The organism is Paenibacillus diazotrophicus (genome assembly GCF_042610465.1).
Map to the genome: position 1 here is coordinate 427,041 of NZ_JBGJZN010000004.1, position 23,488 is coordinate 450,528.

General features: G+C 52.1%; 18 protein-coding genes. 13 read left to right on the plus strand and 5 right to left on the minus strand.

Going from position 1 to position 23,488, the window contains the following annotated elements:
• Positions 1-38: 38 nt before the first annotated feature.
• The gene (locus tag ACAN54_RS18835; RefSeq protein WP_379158773.1) at positions 39-1,037 is read right to left on the minus strand and encodes an alpha/beta hydrolase; all 999 of its coding nucleotides are present in this window, start codon (positions 1,035-1,037) and stop codon (positions 39-41) included.
• A 375-nt stretch (positions 1,038-1,412) separates the two neighbouring features.
• On the opposite strand from ACAN54_RS18835, the gene ACAN54_RS18840 reads away from it, so the two are divergent.
• Both ACAN54_RS18840 and ACAN54_RS18845 read left to right on the plus strand, forming a co-directional pair.
• Positions 1,413-2,156, plus strand: coding sequence for an IclR family transcriptional regulator (locus ACAN54_RS18840; RefSeq protein WP_379158617.1), 744 nt, complete (start codon positions 1,413-1,415; stop codon positions 2,154-2,156).
• Positions 2,157-2,269: 113 nt separating this feature from the next.
• On the plus strand, positions 2,270-4,495 hold the full coding sequence (locus ACAN54_RS18845; protein WP_379158620.1) for a response regulator transcription factor: 2,226 nt from the start codon (positions 2,270-2,272) through the stop codon (positions 4,493-4,495).
• Positions 4,496-4,639: 144 nt separating this feature from the next.
• On the opposite strand, the gene acnA is transcribed toward ACAN54_RS18845, so the two are convergent.
• Complete coding sequence (acnA, locus tag ACAN54_RS18850; protein ID WP_379158623.1) at positions 4,640-7,384, minus strand: aconitate hydratase AcnA; 2,745 nt, start codon at positions 7,382-7,384, stop codon at positions 4,640-4,642.
• Positions 7,385-7,676: 292 nt separating this feature from the next.
• Here acnA and ACAN54_RS18855 point away from each other — a divergent pair, with 292 nt between their 5' ends.
• From ACAN54_RS18855 to ACAN54_RS18895, 9 genes are all read left to right on the plus strand, one after another.
• A complete protein-coding gene (locus tag ACAN54_RS18855) occupies positions 7,677-8,708 on the plus strand; it encodes an amidase domain-containing protein (RefSeq protein WP_379158626.1) in 1,032 nt (343 codons plus the stop codon).
• A gap of 19 nt (positions 8,709-8,727) precedes the next feature.
• The gene (locus ACAN54_RS18860) at positions 8,728-9,819 is read left to right on the plus strand and encodes a D-alanine--D-alanine ligase (RefSeq protein ID WP_379158630.1); all 1,092 of its coding nucleotides are present in this window, start codon (positions 8,728-8,730) and stop codon (positions 9,817-9,819) included.
• 48 nt (positions 9,820-9,867) lie between these two features.
• Entirely contained in the window at positions 9,868-10,185 is a 318-nt protein-coding gene (locus tag ACAN54_RS18865) for a hypothetical protein (RefSeq protein WP_036723794.1), read from the plus strand.
• On the plus strand, positions 10,182-11,189 hold the full coding sequence (uvsE, locus tag ACAN54_RS18870) for a UV DNA damage repair endonuclease UvsE (protein ID WP_379158633.1): 1,008 nt from the start codon (positions 10,182-10,184) through the stop codon (positions 11,187-11,189). The genes ACAN54_RS18865 and uvsE overlap by 4 nt, the downstream gene beginning before the upstream one ends.
• Before the next feature lie 215 nt (positions 11,190-11,404).
• Positions 11,405-12,289 carry an inositol monophosphatase family protein gene (locus tag ACAN54_RS18875; protein WP_379158635.1) on the plus strand — a complete coding sequence of 295 codons (885 nt, stop codon included), beginning with the start codon at positions 11,405-11,407 and terminating at the stop codon, positions 12,287-12,289.
• A gap of 15 nt (positions 12,290-12,304) precedes the next feature.
• Complete coding sequence (locus ACAN54_RS18880; RefSeq protein ID WP_379158638.1) at positions 12,305-12,568, plus strand: hypothetical protein; 264 nt, start codon at positions 12,305-12,307, stop codon at positions 12,566-12,568.
• A 100-nt stretch (positions 12,569-12,668) separates the two neighbouring features.
• Positions 12,669-13,964 (plus strand): stalk domain-containing protein, encoded by a 1,296-nt coding sequence (locus ACAN54_RS18885; RefSeq protein WP_379158640.1) that lies wholly within the window; start codon positions 12,669-12,671, stop codon positions 13,962-13,964.
• Between the two features lie 91 nt (positions 13,965-14,055).
• Positions 14,056-14,631 carry a peptide deformylase gene (gene def, locus ACAN54_RS18890; protein WP_379158776.1) on the plus strand — a complete coding sequence of 192 codons (576 nt, stop codon included), beginning with the start codon at positions 14,056-14,058 and terminating at the stop codon, positions 14,629-14,631.
• 151 nt (positions 14,632-14,782) lie between these two features.
• Complete coding sequence (locus tag ACAN54_RS18895; RefSeq protein ID WP_379158642.1) at positions 14,783-15,025, plus strand: hypothetical protein; 243 nt, start codon at positions 14,783-14,785, stop codon at positions 15,023-15,025.
• Between the two features lie 112 nt (positions 15,026-15,137).
• Here the strand turns inward: ACAN54_RS18895 and ACAN54_RS18900 are convergent, their stop codons facing one another.
• A complete protein-coding gene (locus tag ACAN54_RS18900) occupies positions 15,138-16,454 on the minus strand; it encodes a glutamate-1-semialdehyde 2,1-aminomutase (RefSeq protein WP_379158645.1) in 1,317 nt (438 codons plus the stop codon).
• Positions 16,455-16,580: 126 nt separating this feature from the next.
• The gene (locus ACAN54_RS18905) at positions 16,581-17,633 is read right to left on the minus strand and encodes an LCP family protein (RefSeq protein ID WP_379158648.1); all 1,053 of its coding nucleotides are present in this window, start codon (positions 17,631-17,633) and stop codon (positions 16,581-16,583) included.
• A 103-nt stretch (positions 17,634-17,736) separates the two neighbouring features.
• Here ACAN54_RS18905 and bcp point away from each other — a divergent pair, with 103 nt between their 5' ends.
• Together bcp and ACAN54_RS18915 are read left to right on the plus strand one after the other, a co-directional pair.
• Positions 17,737-18,204, plus strand: coding sequence for a thioredoxin-dependent thiol peroxidase (gene bcp / locus ACAN54_RS18910; RefSeq protein WP_379158651.1), 468 nt, complete (start codon positions 17,737-17,739; stop codon positions 18,202-18,204).
• A gap of 117 nt (positions 18,205-18,321) precedes the next feature.
• Positions 18,322-22,617, plus strand: coding sequence for an acyl-CoA dehydratase activase-related protein (locus tag ACAN54_RS18915; protein ID WP_489685745.1), 4,296 nt, complete (start codon positions 18,322-18,324; stop codon positions 22,615-22,617).
• A 94-nt stretch (positions 22,618-22,711) separates the two neighbouring features.
• On the opposite strand, the gene ACAN54_RS18920 is transcribed toward ACAN54_RS18915, so the two are convergent.
• Complete coding sequence (locus ACAN54_RS18920; protein ID WP_379158662.1) at positions 22,712-23,407, minus strand: DinB family protein; 696 nt, start codon at positions 23,405-23,407, stop codon at positions 22,712-22,714.
• Positions 23,408-23,488: the final 81 nt, after the last annotated feature.

Genomic DNA, 23,488 nt, shown 5'->3' on the forward strand with positions numbered 1-23,488 from the left:
CAATTGCGAAGCAGGCGGGTTGAATTCCAGGCTGGGTATTATTTGATGGCGGAAAGCGTCTGTTTGTTCTGCTCGGCCTTAGCCAACTGAACATTGCCCAGAAAAGCGGACACACGCCGCAGATACTCACGAGGGTGTTCACGGAACAGCAGCTCATGGTGGCTGTCCTGCACAATCCAGGAATCGGAGTAAGGGTTGCTTTGGTTCGCTGCAAGTTCTTCAGCAATCGGATAAGGCGCTTTGTCATCATTGGTGCCGTGCAGGAAGAGTGTAGGGAACGGGTAATCCTCTGCTTTGACCTTGGAATATGGAATCTGGTTCAATCCTGTACCGTTCAGCACTGGAAAGAGCAGCTCCATTATCTCCAGGGAGGGTTGGCGCGGGAGGTTGATATTCTGCTTGATGTTATGGTACAGCGTATCCGGTTCAAGCAGGAAAGTGCTGTCCAGAATCATGGCATCGACATCCTTGGTGACAAGCCCTGCCTGAAGGGCGGTGCCTGCCCCCATCGAGAAGCCCCAGACAACGATTTCTTTGGCTCCATGCTCCTTGGCGTACTTTATAGCTCCGAGGAGCTGCTGCGATTCTTTTTTGCCTCCGGTGGCGATATCCTTGTTGGTCTTGGAGGCGAAGCCGTAATCGAACATGATCACATTGAAGTTCAGGCTATGCGCATAGTGGGCAAGATCGTACATGGGTACCCAGGTTTCCTCGCGGTTGGCACCATAACCGTGACTGAACACGATAGTCTTGGCTGAGCCTTTAGACGGGATGTACCAACCCTGCATCATGCGGCTGCCATCCAGCGCGGGAAAGGTGATGTCCTCATAACTCAACCCCTTGGCTACTTGAGGCGTGGAATAGAGCGGAGCCACTGTTGGATTGGACAGTACCCAGGCGATATAGCCATGCAGTGCGATGAAGCAAAAGACAAAAAAGAAAAACACCGACAAAAGCAAAGAAACTATAATATGTTTAACGCGAATCATCCGCAATGAAAGCTTAGGTGCTGTACCTGGTTTGTGCTCACCTGGCATTCGGGAGACCGGCGTGCCGGTATGCGTGGTTGCTAAGTCCATAAGGTCCCCTCCTATAATGGTCCATAATTAGCAAGTTGTGTTGTGGTATAGAAACATAACCTTTTAAAATAAAAAAATAAAGTGTGAACGTTAGAAATATGGCTTTTCATTCTCTGTTACAGGCTATATAATTCATATATTTAATCGTATGATGATGGCCTTACAAAGTCAATGAATTCGCCGCTTTTGTAATCTAACTGTAAAGTGCCGCCCAGTCTTTTCCGCTCACTGAAACTGCTGGACTTACCCGGGGCATATGCTCTAAGATAGAATGGATATCTTAAATAATGTAACCGGGTTTCATTTAGTGAAACAGTTGAAAGGGAGATTGTTGTGGAGGACCGAAAACTGACTGTACGTGCGGTAGAACGTGCACTGGATATATTGCTGTGCTTCACTCAGGAAAGTGAGCTGAGCCTGACGGAAATCGCCTCCAAAATCAGCCTGCACAAAAGCACAGTGCATCGGCTGCTGACTACGCTTGAGGAGAAGGGGTTTCTTCTGCGCATGGAAGCCACGGAGAAGTACCGCCTGGGGATCCGAATCTGGGAGTTGTCCACACATCTGCCCACGCTGGATGAACCGGCTGCACTGCTGCTTCCAGCCATGGAGAAGCTGCGTGACTCATTGGGAGAGACGGTCAGCCTGTATCTGCGCGACGATCTGGAACGTGTACGCATTCAGGCTGTTCAGAGCAGGCAGGCGATCCGCCGGGTCGCACAGATTGGGGCCAGACTCCCGCTCTCGGTTGGTGCGTCGAGCAAGGTGCTTGCCGCCTACGCTCCGCCTGAGGTGCAGTCCCGCCTGCTGGCTGATCCGAATTGGCCGGAGGCTGTAGATAGGAGCGTGTATTTGGAGCAACTGAATGAAATTTCACAACGGGGCTATGCAACAAGCTTCGAGGAACGGGAGCCGGGTGCGGCAGCGGTAGCGGTTCCTATAACCGGAAGGGCAGGCAATGTAGTCGCTGCCCTCTCGCTGTCAGGACCCGTCAGCCGCCTTTCCCGTGAGACGCTGGAGCAATATGCCGTGATTCTGGCGGAGAAAGCTGCAGAAATGGGTCTGATGATGGGTTAATACCTTTGAATTCCGTTATATAGTCGATTTAGGGGGTAATTAGTAAGTGGAGGCAATTTTGAAGTCATTAGCTATAGGAAATTGTGGTTAAATCCGGGGCATGGGGTGATAGGATGGTAACGGTAGTACCTGATTCATTAATAGAGGAGATGGAGCAGCTCCAGGAAACATTCAACATGGTTACTGGGCAGGCTATCGTGCTGACGGATCAAGAGGGGAATGTCTTCACACGTCCGGCAGTATCAGGAATGTTTTATGAGATAATATTGACCTCACTTCAGGATATAGACAGCCCTTTCAAGCCGACTATTCGTAAATTGGGCCCTTTGTCGCATCCTGTGGTTCTGGAGCAATGGATCCCCGGATTGAAATATAACATCATTCCATTGTTTCCAGGTTATGGACAGGTCTATTATTTATGGTGGGGCATCTATATGGAAGAGGGCAGCAAAGCGCTGGTAATGCCTGCTTTTGAAGCGAAAATGAAGAATCATCCAGTATATGACCATTTGTCTAAGGCGCTGCTTGCCCTGCCTGAGCTAAGCCGGGAGCGTGTTGATGAAGTGCGGGAAAAGATCACTGTGCTTGGACGTGTCCTTAGCAAGTTGTTGGCCAGTTACGCGGGAGCTTCTGCCAAGCATGGTTTCGGAGATATGATCCCAGGGCTCTTAACAAATCTGGAGAAGGGTTATCTCAAGATTGAAGAGGTGCTGCAGCAACTAGCGGCTACTCCTTCGGCCGGGGATTTGTATGCTTTTGCCAAAGAGAATGAAGCTGGAGAGTTTCAGGTGAAGTATGCCGCTGGCAAAGGAGCGGGTATGTTAATGAATGCCGCTTTCCAGCAAGGTGACGGATTCCTGGGACAGGCAGCCCTAGGTAGGGAGCCAAGGCACTGGAGAACGAGCGCAATGGACCCGAGATCCCTGTTCTTCACACAGCGAGGACTTCCTCAACCAGAATATTTATCCTGTTATCCGGTCACGATCTATGGTGGCAGAAGAGCGCTTTTGCTGACGGTTGGCTTCGGTAAAAGTGAACATATAGAGAACTATGATCCTCAGGAACAGTGCGTAGCCTCATTGCTGGGGATTTCCGACAGAGGCCAGAATCTGGTGCAGCGGGAAGAACTGCGGAAAGAAGGAACCCAGGTTCTCAAAGAAGCGGTGCGGCTGTTGCCGCTGGCGGCATCCTATAAGGAACTTGGCGACAAATTGATGGATACCGTAATGAGCATGCCTTTTTCGCCATCGTCTGTTTTTGTCTTTTTTCAGAACCCGCAAGCCGATCAGAGTACATATTATGCCAGGGGCTGGGGGCAGGAGGAAGAATCCCTTTATGTGATGGAACTTGAGAAGCGATATTCTTCCCAATCCTTTGTCATCGCATCAATCACTACTGAGACCCCAGGCGGACAATTTTTGCTGGAATGCCCGTTAATCGCAGAAAATATATACAAAGGGATGTTGTCTGTCGGATTCCGCCAGCGGAATGATGTACAGGAATGGCGGACTTTCGTAGAGTGTTTTGCTACGCTGGCTATAACGGTCATCCGTCTTCTGGAGAAGGACAGTAGATATGCTAAACATGCGGAGACTTTTTTGAACAATCTCCTCCACCATCTGCAGAACAGTAATCCGGTACTGCAGCGCATGTCGCTGGATGCCTCGAATCTGGCTTATGATTTTGCCCGTTACGCAGGACTGTCGGAGAGCGAGTCCGAGCGGTTGAAGCGTACTTGTATACTGGCGCCTTTTCCGCTGGAGGTGCTGGAAGAGTATGATTACTACACTGAAGAAGTTTTGCTGCTGAATCAGGTGGATCAATTGTCAGCCTTTTATTTTGAGATAGAGAAACCCGTTCTGTCCTTTGAAGCCCAGCTGCTGGCGCTTGTGCTGCATCATACAGGCCAACAGGAGCAGTCAGAGACGCTGAAAGACAACAATGGGAAATGGATCGATTCTTCAAGATTTCATATGGACTTTAATCCGAAGGCTGTAATGGATGCCGAGCCGCGGGTGGCGTTTCAGTCTTTCTTGCTCAGCAGGGCCGGGGAACAGCGCAACAATAATCAACCAGTCTCGCCCGTTAAACTCCTAAATAATACAGCCCTTAAGTCACCGAAGGAAGAGTGGGGAATCTCGCCCCGTGAAGAAGAGGTGCTAGAGCTGATCATCCTTGGCAAGACGAATAAGGATATAGCTGCGGCGTTGTTCATTAGTGAACATACCGTTAAGAACCATTTGAGCCGTATCTTTGATAAAATGAACGTAACTGACCGCTCGCAGATTATTGCCCTTGTCTATAATAGAATTCTGAACTCGGAGCGGATTGAGATTTAGGGCTTGAAGTTTCCCTCCAACCGGGTGTGCCTATTCAAAATATAAACAGCCTCCAATCCTCCCGCAGGGAGAGATTGGAGGCTGTTTGTGATAGAAAAAGACCGGCAGCCTAGGGATACAGGCTGCCGGTCTTCTATGAATAGTCTATTCCACCGGAAGCGCGGAATCTGAAGCTGCGGCATCGGCTAGCATCTGGCGGAGCACGGTCTGCAGAATCCCGCCATTGCGGTAGTAGTCAATGTCTACAGTGCTATCGAGACGGGCAATGACCGGGAACTCGAACTGGGTGCCGTCTTCACGGGTAGCTGTGACGGTCAATTCTTGACCAGGCGTTACATCGTTGCCGAGTCCGGTAATATTGAAGGTCTCACGTCCGGTGAGCCCCATGCTGCTCCAGCCATGGCCCTCCTGGAACTGCAGCGGCAGCACGCCCATGCCGACAAGATTGCTGCGGTGAATCCGCTCGAAGCTCTCGGCGATGACGGCTTTGACGCCCAGTAGGAGTGTGCCCTTGGCTGCCCAGTCGCGGGAGCTGCCGGTACCGTATTCCTTGCCTGCGATGACAATCAGGTTCTGTCCTGCGGACTGATATAGCATGGACGCATCATAGATCGACATCACTTCTTCGCTCGGCAGGAAGGTGGTCACTCCGCCTTCCGTTCCCGGAGCAACTGCGTTGCGGATACGGATATTTGCGAATGTGCCGCGCATCATCACTTCATGGTTCCCGCGGCGCGAGCCGTAGGAGTTGAAGTCAGCGCGTTCCACGCCATGGCTCCGCAGATATTCACCGGCAGGACCTGAGTTGGAAATATTACCTGCAGGTGAGATATGGTCAGTGGTTACAGAATCGCCAAGCAGTGCAAGCACGCGGGCATTGCGGATATTCTCGATATCGCCGACACCGTCTGCCAAATGCTCAAAGAATGGCGGGTTCTGGATGTACGTGGAGTTGTCGTCCCATTCATACAGTTCGCCTTCCGGTACCGGAATCGAATTCCAGCGTTCATTCGCCGTGAATACATTCTCGTATTTGCGGCGGAACATTTCCGGACTCAGGGAGAGGCCGATGGCTTCGCGGATTTCGGCGGACGTTGGCCAGATATCAGCCAGGAAGACCGGCTCGCCTTGAGGATCATAACCCAGCGGCTCGGTTTTCAGATCAATGTTGACCGTGCCTGCCAGTGCATAGGCTACCACAAGCGGAGGGGAGGCCAGATAATTGGCTTTGACCTGGGCATGCACGCGGCCTTCAAAGTTCCGGTTACCGGATATAACGGCAGCAACCGTCATGTCATGGTCTGCGATGGCCTGGCTGACTTCATCCGGCAACGGGCCGGAGTTACCGATACAGGTGGCGCAGCCGTAACCGGCCAGATAGAAGCCCAGTGCTTCCAGCGGCTTCAGCAGATCGGCCTTTTCCAGGTATTCGGTAACAACCAGCGAACCTGGCGTAAGGCTGCTTTTTACATAACCCGGTTTGGTCAATCCGCGTTCTACCGCTTTCTTGGCAAGCAGGCCTGCTCCCAGCATTACACTCGGGTTGGAGGTGTTGGTACAGCTTGTAATGGCTGCGATCACAACTGCTCCTGTGCTTAGCTTGCTGCTCGTGCCGTTCTTGTGCTGCACTTCGACTACTTCGTTTATTTTCTCGTCACTGAGGCCATAGCCACCTTTGTCGACCGGAGTGCGGATAATACCTTCGAAGTTTTCTTTCATATGTGTGAGCTCAACACGGTCCTGCGGACGTTTCGGTCCGGCAAGACTTGGAACCACAGAAGCAAGGTCTAACTCAATGGTGTCGCTGAACTGCGGATCTGGAGTGCCTGCGGTACGGAACATACCTTGAGCCTTATAATAATCTCCAACCAGCTCCACAAGCTCATCCGGACGGCCGGTGCTGCGCAGGTAGGCCAGCGTCTCATCGTCCACAGGGAAGAAACCGATGGTTGCGCCATATTCCGGTGCCATATTGGCTACCGTTGCGCGGTCCGCCAGGCTGATGTTGGCCAGGCCCGGTCCATAGAATTCAACGAATTTGCCGACTACGCCTTTTTTGCGCAGCATTTGGGTGACGGTCAGCGCCAGATCGGTTGCTGTAGCTCCTTCTACCAGACTGCCGGTAAGCTTGAAGCCCACTACATCCGGTGTCACAAAATAAAGCGGCTGACCCAGCATGCCGGCTTCTGCCTCGATGCCGCCTACACCCCAGCCTACAACGCCGAGTCCATTGATCATCGTTGTATGGGAGTCGGTGCCAACCAGGGAATCCGGGTAGACGAAGGTTTCTCCATCCACAGTCTTAGTGGTTGCCACAGAAGCCAGATACTCCAAGTTAACTTGATGCACAATACCTGTTGCCGGTGGAACCGCACGGAAGTTATTGAAGGCTGTCTGCGCCCAGCGCAGGAACCGGTAGCGCTCCTCATTGCGTTCGAACTCTACGTTCATATTGTATTCAAGCGCGTCTGCGGTGCCAAAGGCATCGACCATAACTGAGTGGTCAATGACCAGGTCAACCGGTACGAGCGGATTGATCTTTTTCGGGTCACCGCCGGCTTTCTTAACGGTATCGCGCATAGCGGCCAGATCGACAACCACCGGTACACCGGTGAAATCCTGTAGTACGATCCGGGCAGGAATGAAGGGGATTTCCTTGTTGCGGTCGATACCGCCAGACCAATCCGCCAACTGCTTCACATGTTCTTCTGTAATCGCCCGTCCGTCATATTGGCGGACAGCGGCCTCCAGCAATACTTTGATGGAAAACGGCAGAGAAGAGATGTTCCCTGCACCTTGTTCTTCCAGGGAGTTAAGATGATAGTAGCGATAGCTTTTGCCGCCTGACTCCAGGGTACGGGCCAGCGAAAAATGGTCCTTGCTTGGCATATATGCGCCTCCTTGTTTCATCTGGTGAAACTACATTTCAATATTTCGTGTACCTTAAGTATAACGGTTACAAAGGGGCGAGTAAAGTTTTTTTTGCCGCAGAAACGCCCGGATTGTTCAATGGGATGTGAGGTTTGGCACCTGGGGAATAAAGGGATTGCTGTAACATAATCCTCTATCTATTAATGGAGATATTCTAAAGCGTTTCTTCTTTTTGCTATCTGTATAGCTGCGAGGTTTTCCTCATATACATAGAACAGCAGCCAATCAGGGGTGAAGGGCGGGGAATAGAATGGAACAGCAGTGGAAAAAAAGTCTCTACGTATACGTAGATCAAGTGAATAAGGGCCGTGTGGCGCCGGGAGCTGATCAGCAGCGCAGAAGTGCTGTCAAGGACCCGCGGTTCCTCGTGGAGCAGGGCGAGCGTTCCCGCCGTCTGGCGCAGTGGTACCAGCGGCGAGGCATTACTCCGCTTCGTTCCGAGACAGGCGTCCGTACATTGCGGACCGTTCGGCAGAACCCGTTCGAGGTGGTCGCAGATGTAGCGCTGCACAGTGCGCTCTACTACGAGAAGGGTGGTATCACCCACCGAGAGGATGTCATTGAATCGGAGCGTCTGACTTTTGTGCACGAGGGGGATAACTGGGAAATTACGTCTGTGGAACGCAGCGTACCGGAGCGGAAATCAGCACGCAAAGTAGTTGAGGCAGAACCTCTGCTCCGGCTGTCCAAATGGGGCGAGGTGCTCCCCGTTCCGCAGCCGTCACAGCCGCTGCTTAATAATCGTATTCTCCGCAGCATTACCACCGGTAAAGAAGTGCGCTACCGCCGGGAGGAGGCAGCAGCATATGCTGACCGGTGGTGGAAGGACGGCAATCCGGAGTTCGAGGTATTTGATGTGGATTGCACCAATTATGTGTCCCAATGTCTCTTTGCAGGGGGGGCGCCTATCAACTATACTGGTAAAAGAGAAACGGGTTGGTGGTATAAAGGCTACAATGGCGCACAGGAATGGTGGAGCTTCAGCTGGGCTGTATCGGATAGTCTGCAGCGCTATTTAAGCGCAGACCGAAGCAGCGGACTACGGGCTGAAGCGGTGGAACGGGCGGATCAGTTGATGCTTGGGGATGTCATCCAGTACGATTGGGACGGCAACGGCCATTATCAGCACAGCACGATTGTTACTGCTTTTGATGCAGCGGGACAGCCGCTGGTGAATGCACGAACTGTCAGCAGCAAGCACCGCTTTTGGGATTATCGTGATTCCTACGCATGGACTGACAGAACGGCATACCGTTTTTTTCATATTAATGACTACTTATAATTCAGAAAGAGGTTAGGGCATGAGTGATGCAAAATTAACCGTAGGACTGGTGTACGGCGGCAAATCCGGGGAGCATGAGGTATCGCTGCAGACGGCGTTTGCGGTTATGAACGCTTTTGACTACGCTAAATATGAGATTATTCCTTTTTACATTTCGAAGAAGGGGCTCTGGAAGGTTGGTACTGTACTGGACGCTCCTTTTGGTAATATAGAGCAACTGAAGCTGGGTGGTGAAGCCGGTGATATGGGCACGGCACTAACTGCAGTATTTAGCGGCCTGACCGGCGGAGACCAGGTGATAGATGTAATGTTCCCGCTGCTGCATGGTACTAACGGGGAAGATGGAACGATTCAAGGTTTGTTCGAAATGGCTAATATCCCGTATATCGGCGCTGGCGTACTGGCATCATCCGCAGGTATGGACAAAGTCGTAATGAAGAAGCTGTTCGGGGAAGCCGGGCTGGATCAGTGTGAGTACTGCTATTTCAATATCAGTTCATGGAAACGCAAAAGTCATGAGCTGATCGTTGGCCTGGAGGATAAGCTGGGGTATCCGGTATTCGTCAAGCCGGCCAATCTGGGCTCCAGTGTGGGCATATCCAAAGCCGTCGACAAGGAAAGCCTGATCAAGGCAGTTGAGCTTGCCTTCCGTTACGATACGAAGGTCATTATTGAAGAATTCGTGGATGCGCGCGAGGTTGAGGTCAGTGTGCTTGGCAATGAGGAGCCTGAAGCTTCGGTTCCGGGTGAAATCGTCTCTTCTGGTGAATATTATGATTATGCGGCCAAATATACCGACGGCAAATCGCAGATGATGATTCCGGCACCAGTGGACCCTGAGGTTGCAGACCGCCTGCGGGAAGCGGCCATTCAGGCCTTCCGGGCCATTGAAGGCAGTGGTATAACCCGGGCCGACTTTTTCCTGCGCAAGTCAGACGGGAAAATTCTCATCAATGAAGTGAACACGATGCCCGGATTCACGCCGTTCAGTATGTATCCGCTGCTGTGGCGTGAGACAGGGTTATCCTATCAGGCACTGCTGGACCGGATGATCGAACTGGCACTTGAGCGATATCAATTCAAACAGAATCTGAAGTACGACAACGAATAACATTTTGCGAGCGGCGGGATCATTCCGGCCGGGAAGGAGAGAGGAACCATGGGATTTCAATCCGAATTCAATTCCGTCTGCAAGTTTAAGAATGAGCAGGAGCTGTATGAACTGCTGGAATACGGCCGCACCAAAATGGTAAAGCAGGGCTTCCGCGTGTATCCGACCGGCCAGAAGGTCATCGCCTATACACCTGAGAACGTGGCTGTGGCCATCGTCAAAATTTCGGCGTCCATCGCAGAAATCAATTTTCAGGGCAATGAGGTTACCGCTGTAGAGATGGATCTGGTACGCAAGCTGAATGAAGAAGAATCACGGGTGCAGACTGCACTGGCGTATGAGATGTTTTTTGGAGAAGAAGGATGATTGTCCGGTTTGGCTATGTAGCCATGTCCACTGTCATTCCAGACTGCTCTCCTTCCAAGACTATGACTATGGCAAGCTTCAACAAGCTGAATGACCGGGAGGCCGGACTTCGGCGGCTGGAGGCTATCACCCGCGGGAACCTCCATAATACACTGCGTCTGCTGAAACATAATGTTGGATCGGAGATCCGGGTATACCGCCTGACCTCCAAACTGATTCCGCTGGCCACACATCCGGATATGCAGGACTGGGATCCTTTTGCCGCCCTCGCTCCTGATTTTGCCGAAGTAGGTAACTATGTAAAAAAACACGGACTGCGTGTTTCTTTTCACCCTGACCACTTTACAGTTCTGAGCACTCCGCGGCCCGAGGTGCTGGCAAGCTCTATCCGTGATCTGCAGCATCATGTGGATATGCTGAATGCCATGGGCCTTCCCGCAACCGCAAAGAATAATATTCATATCGGCGGTGCTTACGGGAACAAGCCCGTGGCGGCTTCACGCTTTGTAGAACACTTTGCGCAATTGCCGCCGGCCATTCAGGAACGGATAACACTGGAGAATGATGACAAGACATTCACCGCGCCGGAGACTCTTGAAGTCAGCCGGAGGCTGGGCCTGCCGATGGTTCTCGATATCCATCATCAGTGGGTGAATAACGAAGGTGAGCTTCCCTGGGAGCTATGGCCGGAGATCTTGAAGACCTGGCAGACCCCCCTTGCGCTGAAGGACACGCTCCCGGGCGAAGGGCTTCCCCCGAAGATCCATGTCTCCAGCCCGCGCAGCCCCTCGGATCCTAGAAGCCATGCAGAGGGTGTTGAGCCCGCGCCGCTATTAGCTTTTCTTAAGCGAATCGCAGCGGACACCCCTGCCGTGGATGCGATGATAGAAGCGAAAGCCAAGGACGGGGCGCTATTTGGTCTGATGGAAGCCATGAAGGAGCTCGCTGAAGCGGGAAACGGAATTACGGTATTAGATGGAGCCAGCGTGAATATTGAACCCTAAACCCCGGATAAGCCGGCATTAGTGGCAGGATACGGGCCAAGGTATGACTTGATAAGTCTCCTAAAATAGGGTACGTTGAATGAAACTTTAGCAAAAGCCAGGCCAGCGCCCAGAACATCTGGCCTGGCCGAATGGCGGATGCAAGTCTGACCCCTAAGAGCGCACCTTGTCTTTACATATGAGAACGATTATGTTCAAGAAAGCGGAGTGAAGCTATGAATTCTACAAATCCAGATAACCGGAATGACCGCGAGCCTTACGTTGTTACGAGTAAGGGGCATACGGCCGCAGCCATCAATGCCGCTGCCAAAGCGGGGGAATGGATCAAGAACAGACAGGGTACTGTGAAGGAACTGGGCAGCAAGACTTCGGCCCAGGATCTGGTTACAGAAGTTGACAAAGGCGTGGAGCAGATGATACGCCGGCTGATCCTGACCTATTATCCCGACCATGCCATTCTCGGGGAAGAAAGCGTTCAGCCTGGGGCAGATGCTTTGACCGCTGCCCTTGAAGAAGGGCGGAAGCATGAGTATCTATGGATTGTTGATCCCATTGACGGGACGACTAACTTTGTACACGGCTTTCCTTTTTATTGCGTCTCCATAGCCTTGGTGGTTAAGGGCGAGCTGACCGTGGGGGTTATCTATGACCCCATCCGGGACGAAATGTTCGTCGCCGAGAAGGGGAAAGGCGCATATATGCACGGGATTCCTACCTCGGTTTCCGCTGAAGCAGACCCGGGAAGCAGTCTGATAGCGATGGGATTCCCTCCTGACCGTATCTTTGCCCAGCCTGCCAATATGGCCGGACTGCAGCAGATTCTGCCGCAGATCCGCGGCGTACGTGCCGGCGGTTCTGCTGCTCTGCACCTGGCGTATGTGGCTGCCGGACGGGTGGACGGTTATTGGGAAGTCGGCCTAAGTCCGTGGGACTGTGCTGCCGGCGTGCTGCTGGTACTGGAGTCCGGAGGCAAAGTGACGGATACGCTGGGCAATCCCTATGACATTGGTACCCGTCATGTGGTAGCGAGTAACGGACGAATCCATGATTTCCTGTTAGGTTCGCTGGAAGAAGCTAAGGCAACAGGATATACGAAGTAGGAGGCCGCGGGAAGCATGAGCGAGAAGGACGATCTGGAGCGCAAGCTGAGTGAGCTGCTGGAGGATGGCGAGATGGAGGAGATAGACCGGGCCGCCAAGGAAATCCGTCAGATCTCACCCAAGTATGAGATTCGTATTCAGACCAGACTGGATCCGATTGTGGAAGAAACGCTGCGTTACCGCAAATTCGGCCATGAGCTGGATGACAGATATGATAAATATCTGAAGCGTACGGATAAGAACAACGCCGCCAATGATACCGACGAAACGAAGCGATAATAGATTCAGGCCAGAGCAGTTTCCGAATATCCGGAAGCTGCTCTTTTGCATAGGCGGGCTGGATGATAGAATGGAATTATACCAATTTGGGAGGGATACGATGCTGAGCGCATGGAAAAAAATGTACGTAGCTGGCACGAGCGGCCTGCTGTTGCTCACGTTATTAGTCAGTGCGGGAACGGGCACTGCTAATGCAGCTGAAGCTGCAGCAGTTACACAAGGTTCGGAGCCGAATGTTTTTCGCATCGTAGCTTTGGGGGATTCCATTACAGCCGGTTATGAACCGGGAATGACCGATCCGAATGTGAAGCCTTACGGCTATGCGGAAAGACTGCTGGAGCAAGGCTGGTATCACGGCAGAAGTGCTCTAAGCAACTACGGTATCCTAGGACTTACTACTACGGGATTGCTGAATTATACTGCAGCCATTAAGAACGGCGCCGTTACAACTGCAGACGGGATTCAGCCGGGACTTCCGGATCCGCGGATTCAACAATTTGCTGCACTTACCCCTCAGATCAGAACAGAGCTTGGCGAGGCAGATCTGATCACGCTGACGATCGGCGGCAATGATGTCAGCAGCCTGCTGGTAACGGCCAAGGATCTAACAGAAGAGGCATTCAAGACCCAATTAGACCAGCTACTGGCAAGCTACAGCAGCAATGTTAAGACAGCACTTGAGAATATCCGGACGGTTAATCCTCAGGCTACCATACTGTTAGCCGATCAGTATCAGCCCGCACCCAAGATTGCTGTGAGCAGCTCCTACCTGAAGCTGATGAGTGCTGCCCAGCAGTTCACTGCGACAGCAGATAGCGTGGCAGCCAGCTTGAACCAGCCGGATGCTCCAGTAAAAGTGGCTCATGTAGCGGAGAAGTTTGCAGGTGTGGAAGCTTCACTGACTCATATCATTGGTGCGGGGGCGGCAGATTTTCATCCTACCCAGCTGGGGTATGAGACGATTGCCCGGGTCTTCGCCGAAGCCTATTGGGGAGAGTATCGTACGCCATCCGTCCCTGCTTGGACAGCTGCATCGGCACCTATGGCGATTGTGGTGAAGGGAGTGGAGCTGAATACGCCGAATAAGCCCATTCTGAAGAATGGACAGAACTTCCTGGCGCTGAAGGACATTCTGAACGCGGTAGGCGCCGCCGGCAAATGGGACAATAAAACCCGGAGTGCGACTATTGTATACGGCGGAAGAACCGTTGTGATTACCATCGGCTCTAAGACGATCAAGGTGGATGGTACAGCGGTAGCTATTGATACGCCGGCGTTTCTGCAAAAAAACGGTAAAGAGGATAAAACCTATCTGCCGCTTGCCGCACTCGCCACCGGCCTTGGCTTTGATGTGAATTACAGCAGCAAGCTGCGGACGGCTTTCATAAATCCATAAAAGCGCATTAACCAGAAAATATAAATTCAGCCCGTACGGCATAAAAGGTGGATGAATGTTGTTGTCTAGTGCTAAATATAATGCCGAGTATATGATTACCATGGATGATATTCTGCGGGAGGGGGAGCCCGTGCTGCGCACGGTAGCGGAACCTGTGCAGCTGCCCTTGCAGGCTGAGGATCGGGAGGCGCTGCAGTGCATGATGCAGTTTTTGAAGAACAGCCAGGATCCTGTGATATCCGCCAAATATAAGCTGCGTTCAGGTGTCGGGTTGTCGGCCAACCAGATCGGACTGCTGAAGCGGATGTTCGTAATGTATCTGAGGGATGATAAGGGCAATATGGTGGAGCAGGCCTGGGTAAATCCCAAGATCATCAGCCATTCAGTCGCGATGGTCTATCTGCCGGAGAGCGAAGGCTGCCTGTCCGTTGACCGCCCGGTGCATGGCTTTGTGCCGAGATACGACTCTGTGAAGCTAAAGGGATATGATATGAACGGCAAGGAAGTCGTAATGAGACTCAGGGGCTACCAGGCCATTGTAGTTCAGCATGAAATTGATCATTTGGACGGGATTATGTTCTACGACCGGATCAATGAGGAGAATCCGTTCAAGCTTCCCCAAGGCGTGAACATCCGCAGTCTTTACGATCAGAAGAGCAACAGATAAGTATGTATGTTTACACCGCTTTCCTACGGGGAAGTGGTTTTTTTATGTGTCCGCGGATTAGATTTATCTTAAATCTGGAAAAATATGCTATGATTGTAGAGGTGTTGAGATTATAGCAACAAGCAGAATGAGATAGGAAAAGGGAGTTTATATGGACAGAAACACAGACATGCTTACCATTATTTTTACCATACTGGCGCTCGTGATTATCGCAGTGTTCCTGTACAGGATCCGAAACGGCACATTCAAAAAGCATCTCACGGCGGAGGCAGCTATTGTTGTCAGCTATTTCATTGCCTCAGCAGCGGCATTTGATATGGCTTTTCTCCTACGGCTGGCAATAACCTTATCCATTGCGGGAGTGTTTGTGTACGGCCGCAGGAAGAGGGATTAAAGCGGCAGGACTCAAATTCAGAATTCGCAAAAAAACAGACCCACTGCGCAGTGGGTCTGTTTGTATTGAAGAAGCCTCAGTGCAGCAGAGGCTGTTGCCTGCAAGAATTGTATTATTTCTCCGCCGCCATAGCCTGGAATGAGGCTTCTGCCGCTTCCAATGTAGCGTCAATATCGGCATCGGTATGCGCTGTGGTCAGGAACCAGGCTTCATACTTGGAAGGAGCCAGGTTGATGCCTCGGTTCAGCATGTGGCGGAAGAAGCTGGCGAACAGCTCGCCGTCTGTATCCTGTGCTTCATCGTAATTAGTTATTGGATGGCTGCAGAAATGAGTAGAGAATGCGCCGCGGATCCGGTTGATGGTCAGCGGGATCCCGTGGCGGTCAGCGGATACCTGAAGCCCTTCGGTCAGGCGGATGGCCAGCCGTTCCATCTCGTCATATACGCCTTCTGCTGCGAGTACTTCCAGGCAGGCAATGCCTGCGGAGATGGAAGCCGGATTGCCGGCCATGGTTCCTGCCTGGTAGGCCGGACCGAGCGGGGCAACCTGTTCCATGACATGCTTGCGGCCGCCGTAAGCACCGATCGGGAGGCCGCCTCCGATGATTTTGCCCAGAGCGGTCAGGTCGGGGATGATGTCCTCATGATTAGCGAGTCCGGCATAGGTTTGGGTAGAACCGTAATGGAACCGGAAAGCAGTGATAACTTCGTCGTAAATCACGAGTGAGCCATTGTCGTGAGCCTGCTTGCAGAGCCCTTCGAGGAAGCCCGGCTGCGGCATAACCATGCCGAAATTGCCGACAATCGGTTCGACCATGACCGCTGCAACATCCTTGCCCCATTTGTCCAGCGCCTCACGCAGTGCGTCCAGATCATTGAAGGGAACAGTAATGACCTCTTGGGCGATGCTTGCAGGGACTCCGGCACTGTCTGGAATGCCCAGGGTGGATGGACCCGAACCCGCGGCTACCAGAACAAGATCGGAATGGCCGTGGTAACAGCCGGCGAATTTGATAATCTTACTGCGCTTGGTGTACGCACGGGCTACACGGATTGTGGTCATGACGGCCTCAGTGCCGGAGTTGACGAAGCGGACTTTATCCATCGAAGGGATAGCTTCTTTGAGCATTTTGGCCAGCTTGATCTCGAGTTGAGTTGGTGTTCCGTACAACAACCCGTTTTCAGCAGCTTTTGTAATAGCCGCTGTAATATGGGGATGGGCATGCCCGGTAATAATCGGTCCGTAGGCGGCCAGATAATCTATGTATTCATTGCCGTCTTCATCCCAGAACTTGGAGCCGCCGGCACGTTTCATGAAGACGGGGGCGCCGCCGCCCACGGCTTTGAAGGAACGGGAGGGACTGTTGACGCCTCCGACAATATGCTGCAGGGCTTCCTCATACAAATGTTCAGATGTGGTACGATTCATGGTTAATCATCCTTTCAATAGTAGTGGCACATGGGAAAGGGCGAACCGCCGGATAGATCCGCTGTTCGCCCGCCCTAATGCCAAGCATAGGTTTACTTACGAATTATTACGCTGACATGGAGTGCTTTATTTGCTCCCGGAGCTTGCAGAAGGACTGGTGTCCGGTGAAGCAGACGGCGATGGAGAAGGCTCAGGACCAGCCAGTGTGTCTTGAACGAACTGCTTCAGCTCATCTTCGCTGCTGATGCCGATTACTGCAGAACCGCCGCGGGTTGTTTCTTCGGTGAGCAGTTCCATCGGAGGGATTTGCTCACTGCCGCCCATGGAGCTCTTATAGCCCACGGTGGCCAGCTTCCACATATCATTCACATCCAGGTTAGTATCAATGAAAGGGGTAACCTGGGATAGGATATTGGGAAGATTAATAATGGAAGTGGTGCTGATCACTTTGTCGGCAACAGCCTTCAGGAAGCCGCGCTGGCGTTCCGTACGGGTGAAGTCCGAGGTAGCATCGTGCCGGAAACGCACATATTGCAGCGCCATGCTGCCGTCGAGATGCTGGAAGCCCTTTTTGAGATCAATGTCGTATTCCGGCCCGTCGGCCGCGGTCTTGTAGACCATGTCCTTCTCGACCTCGTAATCGATCCCGCCGACGGCATCCACGAGTTTGATGAAGCCCTGGAAGTCGGTATAGACATAATATTGAATCGGGATGCCCAGCAGGTCGCTGACCGTCTGCATCGCCGTGTTGGGTCCATGGGTAATCGCTGTGTTGATACGTTCTTTGCCATGCTCAGGGATAGAAACATAAGTATCACGGAGGATAGAGAACACATAAAACTTCTTCTTGACCGGGTCAAGCGAAGCGACCAGCATCGTATCGGAGCGTGGAACTTCACCCTTCTTCACTCCACGTGCATCGACACCCATAAGTAGGATGTTGACCGGCTCTGTACCTTCCCATTGAGGAGGTTGAACTACTTCAGCCGAAGGAGAGGGGATTGCTGCAAACGGTGAATCTTCACCGGTCTTATGCAGATTGTCCATTTGATTGTAGATCTCGGCAAAATAATAAACTGCCCCGCCAATAATCAGGAGAAGTATGATTGCCAGAGTCCAGAGCAGGGGTTTCTTTTTTGATTTACCGGCTTTTGCGTGCCGTTTCTTTCTTGGTGGCATTTCGTTCTTCCTTTCGCATTCACATTCTCTACATTATAATTTCTTTTAGGTATACAAGCAATTTCGGAATATCCATCCATATAATTAAGGAGCGAAACTTAAAATGAACGAACTAAAGGTTGGACAAGAAGTGCCGGACTTTACTCTTCCCGCTTCAACAGGACAGAACATCAGCCTAAGGGATTACCGGGGAAGCAAGGTAGTGCTGTACTTTTATCCGAAAAATATGACGCCCGCCTGTACCCAGGAGGCTTGCGAATTTCGTGATGCCGAGGACCCGATTGCCCGGGGGAATGCTGTTCTGCTGGGAATTAGTCCGGACAGTCTGGCTTCCCACGCGAAGTTTGCTGCGAAGAACAGCTTACCCTTTCCGCTGCTTTCCGATGAGGAGCATACCGTGAGCCAATTATTCGGAGTGTGGCAGCTCAAGAAGCTGTACGGCAAAGAATTCATGGGTATTGTTCGCTCCACCTTTCTCATTGATGAGCAGGGTATCCTGGTCAAAGAATGGAGGAAAGTCCGGGTCAAAGGACATGTTGAAGCGGTATTGGGAGAAATCATGAATAAATAAGTATGCTGGTAGTTAATTGTAAATGTCTGTAACATTTCTAACAGCTTCTATAAGGCGCTCTCATGATATAGTTGCCTCATATTACTTCAAATTTGGAGCAAGGCATGGTGATGATGCATGATGATGCTGCGCATTGGGCTGGACGTCGGATCAACTACGGCCAAATTGGTTGTTATGGAACGTGATGCGATTATATATGAGGATTATGTGAGACATTTTAGCGATATAAAAAAAGCCGCCCTTTCCCTCCTGTCGGATGTTCGGGACAGGTTCCCGGATCGCGAGGCAGCACTTACTGTAAGCGGTTCCTCGGGTTTGTCTCTTTCAAAGCTTGGTGAAATTCCTTTCGTTCAGGAGGTCATTGCCTGCACGAAGGCGATCAGCGAGCTGATCCCGCAGTGCGATACAGCGATTGAGCTTGGCGGAGAGGATGCTAAGATCATCTATCTCAGCGGCGGTATTGAGCAGCGGATGAACACGGCCTGTGCGGGCGGCACGGGGGCGTTCATTGATCAGATGGCTTCTCTGCTGCAGACAGACCCGGCGGGCCTGAATGTTCTGGCCGAGCAGCATGAGCGGATCTATCCGATCGCATCGCGCTGCGGTGTATTTGCCAAAAGCGATGTGCAGCCGCTGCTTAATGAAGGCGCCCGCCGCGAGGATGTGGCGGCTTCTATTTTTCAGAGCATCGTCAACCAGACGATCAGCGGCCTGGCCTGTGGCCGTCCGATCCGCGGACGGGTAGCCTTCCTGGGCGGACCGCTGACCTTCCTGCCAGCGCTGCGGCAACGTTTTGCAGAGACACTCAGCCTGAACGAAGGAGATGTGCTGTTCCCGGAGCGTTCACAGTATTTTGTCGCTATCGGTTCAGCCCTGTCGCAGAACGATCCGCTGGTTCTGCCGCTGTCCGGTTGGCTGGCCCGGCTGGAAGCCGTGGACTTCTCAGCAGACCGTGCAGAGGATGCCAAGCTGCAGCCGCTGTTTGCGGCGCCGGAAGATCTGGCGCAGTTCCGTCTTCGTCATGGCCGGGCGGCAGCTCCGCGCTCTGAACTGGATACATATCGAGGACCTTGTTATCTTGGTATTGATGCTGGGTCTACCACAACCAAGCTGGTGATCACCGGCTCGGCGGATGAGATTCTCTATACCTTTTATGGAAGCAACAAAGGCAATCCCCTGCAGTCTGTCAGCGACGCCCTGAAGGAGATTTACCGGATACTTCCGGAGGGCTGTCATATTGCCGGTGCCTATGCAACGGGCTATGGTGAAGGTCTGGTCAAGGCGGCGCTTCGGACAGATGGCGGTGAAGTGGAGACGGTAGCCCACTACAAGGCAGCTTCCAAGTTTATGCCGGAGGTAGATTTCATTCTCGATATCGGCGGACAGGATATGAAGTGTATCAAGATCCGCGGAGGCGCTATCGACAGCCTCATGCTGAACGAAGCTTGCTCCGCAGGCTGCGGCTCTTTCCTGGAGAGCTTTGCATCCGCCCTGGAGCTGGGCATCGGTGAATTCGCTGCAGCCGCATTGGAATCCAGGGAGCCGGTCAACCTGGGTTCACGCTGCACGGTCTTTATGAACTCCAAAGTGAAGCAGGTGCAGAAGGAGGGGGCCTCTCTCGCCGATCTTTCGGCAGGACTTGCGTATTCCGTGATCAAGAATGCGCTGCAAAAGGTAATCAAAATCCGCAACCCCGAGGATCTGGGACGCAATATCATCGTGCAGGGCGGTACCTTTTATAATGAGGCGGTGCTTCGGGCATTTGAACTTCTCACTGGAAGAACAGTGGTCAGACCGGATATTGCCGGTGTAATGGGCGCCTATGGCTGTGCGCTGATTGCCAGAGAGCATGCCGGACTTGACGGATTCAGTACTCTTCTGGGACCGGAGGAGCTGGAAGCCTTCAAATATGAAGTGTCACCGGGACGCTGCGGACGCTGTGCCAATAACTGCGCACTGACAATCAGCCGCTTCCCCGACAAGAGCTTCCATGTGACAGGCAACCGCTGTGAGCGCGGGGCCGGAGGCAAGAAAGAGAAGAACAATCTGCCTAACCTGATGCAATATAAATATGAACGGTTTTTTGATTATGAAGGACTGCCTGAGGAGCAGGCGCAGCGGGGGACGGTCGGCATTCCGCGGACCATGAACATGTTCGAGAACTATCCGTTCTGGCATACCTTTTTTACCAAGCTGCGCTACCGGACTGTGCTGTCCCCGAAGTCCAGCAAGAAGCTCTATGAGAGCGGAATGGATACCATCCCTTCGGAATCCATCTGCTATCCGGCGAAGATGGCTCATGGACATGTACAGAGCCTGTTGGGTAAGGGTGTGGATTTCATCTTTTATCCGGCCGTCGTGTATGAGAAGAAGGAAGATGATGCGGCGCAGAACCATTTTAACTGTCCTGTGGTGGCCTCGTATCCTGAAGTGATCCGCAACAACATGGATGGGTTGAAAGAGAGAGGTATACCGCTTGTAAGCCCGTTTCTGACCTTCGACGATATCCCGGCGCTGACACGGGTTCTGGTGAAGACTTTTATAGATATCCCCAAAGAAGAAGTTGCCGCTGCTGTGCAGGCAGGACTTGCTGAAGCTGACCGCGCCAAAGATGATCTGCGGAACAAAGGCGAAGAAACGCTTGAATTCCTCACGCATAGCGATACCAAGGGGATTCTGCTCTGCGGGCATCCCTATCATGCAGACCCTGAGATCAATCATGGCATCGCCGAGATGATTACGGGAATGGGGCTGGCTGTGCTGACCGAGGATTCGATCTGCCATCTGGACAGAAGTGAAGGAGAGGTAGGGGTAGTCAACCAGTGGACTTATCATGCCCGGATGTACCGTGCGGCCCGTCTGGCCGCCAGCAGGAACGATCTGGAGCTTGTACAGTTGACCTCCTTCGGCTGCGGCATTGATGCCATTACCTGTGATGCAGTTCAGGAAATTATGGAGCAGAGCAACAAGGTATACACTTTGATCAAAATAGATGAGATCAGCAATCTGGGTGCCGCACGTATCCGTCTGCGTTCACTCCTCGCAGCCATGCGCGAACGGGAGAGGGGCGATGTTCAGCCTCAGCTTCTGTATAAGACTCAGGCCAACATACCGTTTACGAAGGAAATGAAAGAGACCTATACCATTCTGGCCCCGCAAATGTCACCGATTCATTTCGAACTGTTCGAACGTGTCTTCCGTGACGCCGGATACCGGCTCAAAATTCTGGAGAGCACCGGACCGAAGGAGACAGAGGAAGGTCTCAGATATGTTAATAATGATGCCTGCTATCCGGCAATAGTCACTATTGGACAGATGCTGTCGGCGCTGAAGAGCGGAGACTATGATCCGGACCGGACCGCAGTAATTATGTCACAGACCGGGGGAGGCTGCCGGGCAACCAATTATATTTCACTGCTGCGCAAGGCACTGAAGGATTCCGGTCTGGGCCAGATTCCGGTAATTTCGCTGAATGCCTCCGGAATGGAGAACCAGCCGGGCTTCCGCATTAGCCTGAAGCTGGCGAACCGTCTGATAGCAGCCGCATGCTATGGCGACCTAATGATGCGTCTGCTGCACCGCTTCAGACCGTATGAGGTGATTCCGGGAAGCGCACAGGCCTTGTTCCGCAAAGGGATGGACCGCTGCAAGTCAAGCCTGTCAACCTTTTCGTTCCGGGAATACAAGCGCCTGACCCGGGAGATCGTGGCTGAATTCAGCCAGCTCCCCGTGATTAAAGCCGTTAAGCCGCGAGTGGGAATCGTGGGCGAAATCCTAATCAAATTCCATCCCGATGCCAACAACCACATCATTGAGATGATTGAAGCTGAGGGCGGCGAAGCGGTCATGCCGGATTTCCTGGATTTCATTTTCTATTGCGTCTACAATCCCATTTACAAAGCCGAGCAGTTTGGCAAAAGCAAAAAGCTGGGCTACATTAACCCGATGCTGATCTCCTATCTGGAAATTTACCGTAAACCGGTTAAGGTGGCGCTGGAAGCGGCCGGGCTGGCAAAAGGGCGTGAGAATATTTACGGCCTGGCCGAAAAGGCCAGCCGCCTGGTGTCTGTGGGCAACCAAATGGGAGAGGGCTGGTTCCTGACTGCGGAAATGATGGATCTGCTGGATAATGGGGTGAATAATATTGCTTGTATCCAGCCTTTCGCCTGTCTGCCGAATCATATTACCGGACGGGGAATGATTAAGGGGCTGAAGGATCTATATCCTGGGGCCAACATTGCTGCTATTGATTATGATGCGGGTGTCAGTGTCGTGAACCAGGCGAACCGGATCAAGCTTATGATGTCAATCGCCAGCGGGCTGGAGAGCAGTGCTCCCCGCACTACGGCCAAGGTGAAAACAAGCAGCAAAGTTAAGCCAGTAATGGTAGGCAGCATTAGAAGCGATCTATAATAAGTTGGATAATTTATAAAGAGCGTACCCTTTGCAAGACGGGTGCGCTCTTTATTTATTTTGGATGCCAGGTTCAATGAGCTTAGTATTCCAGTTACTTTTGCAGCTTCAGCTTGACCCGCATGGCTTTATTCAAATGAACGAAGTTATGCCTGGTAGCAGGCATAAGCACCAGGCCCGCAACGGTCTTACTCCCCCAGTAATCTATCAGCCACTGTTCCGATTCTTTCACGGCGCCTTCTCCGGAAATTCTGCTAATCTGCGCGGGACCGGGCTTTGACCGGAACTGCCCTGGCTGTAGGGCAGCAATGATTGACCTAGTCCGGGCAGCTACAGCCTGACGGTATACCATAAGAGCCTCAATATCGATTGCCTTACTGAAATCGGCGATTTCCTCTGCGCTCATTCCGTTTCCGGAATGAATAAAAGGGATGTTAAGCTTGTGCGCAAAATGAGCGGAATGAAGAATCTGCTCACCGTTGGCAGTTAGAATATTCATGGTGATGTCCTCAATACGGGCGCTATGCCAAATATGCCACACGATCGAATTGTTGCTGTTCGTCGTATGTACCGGATAACTGCGCATGGTTTGCTCACGGAGATCTTTCAGGAGTTCATCTTCATAAGTTGGCTGTTCTGGATTCGTGCCGTCCGAGGCATACAGGTAGGTATGCAACTCCAGGAAGAGGGCAACTGCATTAGCATGCTCCTCCGGCTTTGTAATGATTTCAGTCAATTGCTTGTGTTTGGTACTCCAGATTTTCCGCGCTTCAAGATTCAAGGGGCTCACCTCTTTCGATGGAATATAGGCCGTTATTCAAAAGTATATATTAAATCCCTTAACTGGTCTTTTTTATAAATATAAGAATTT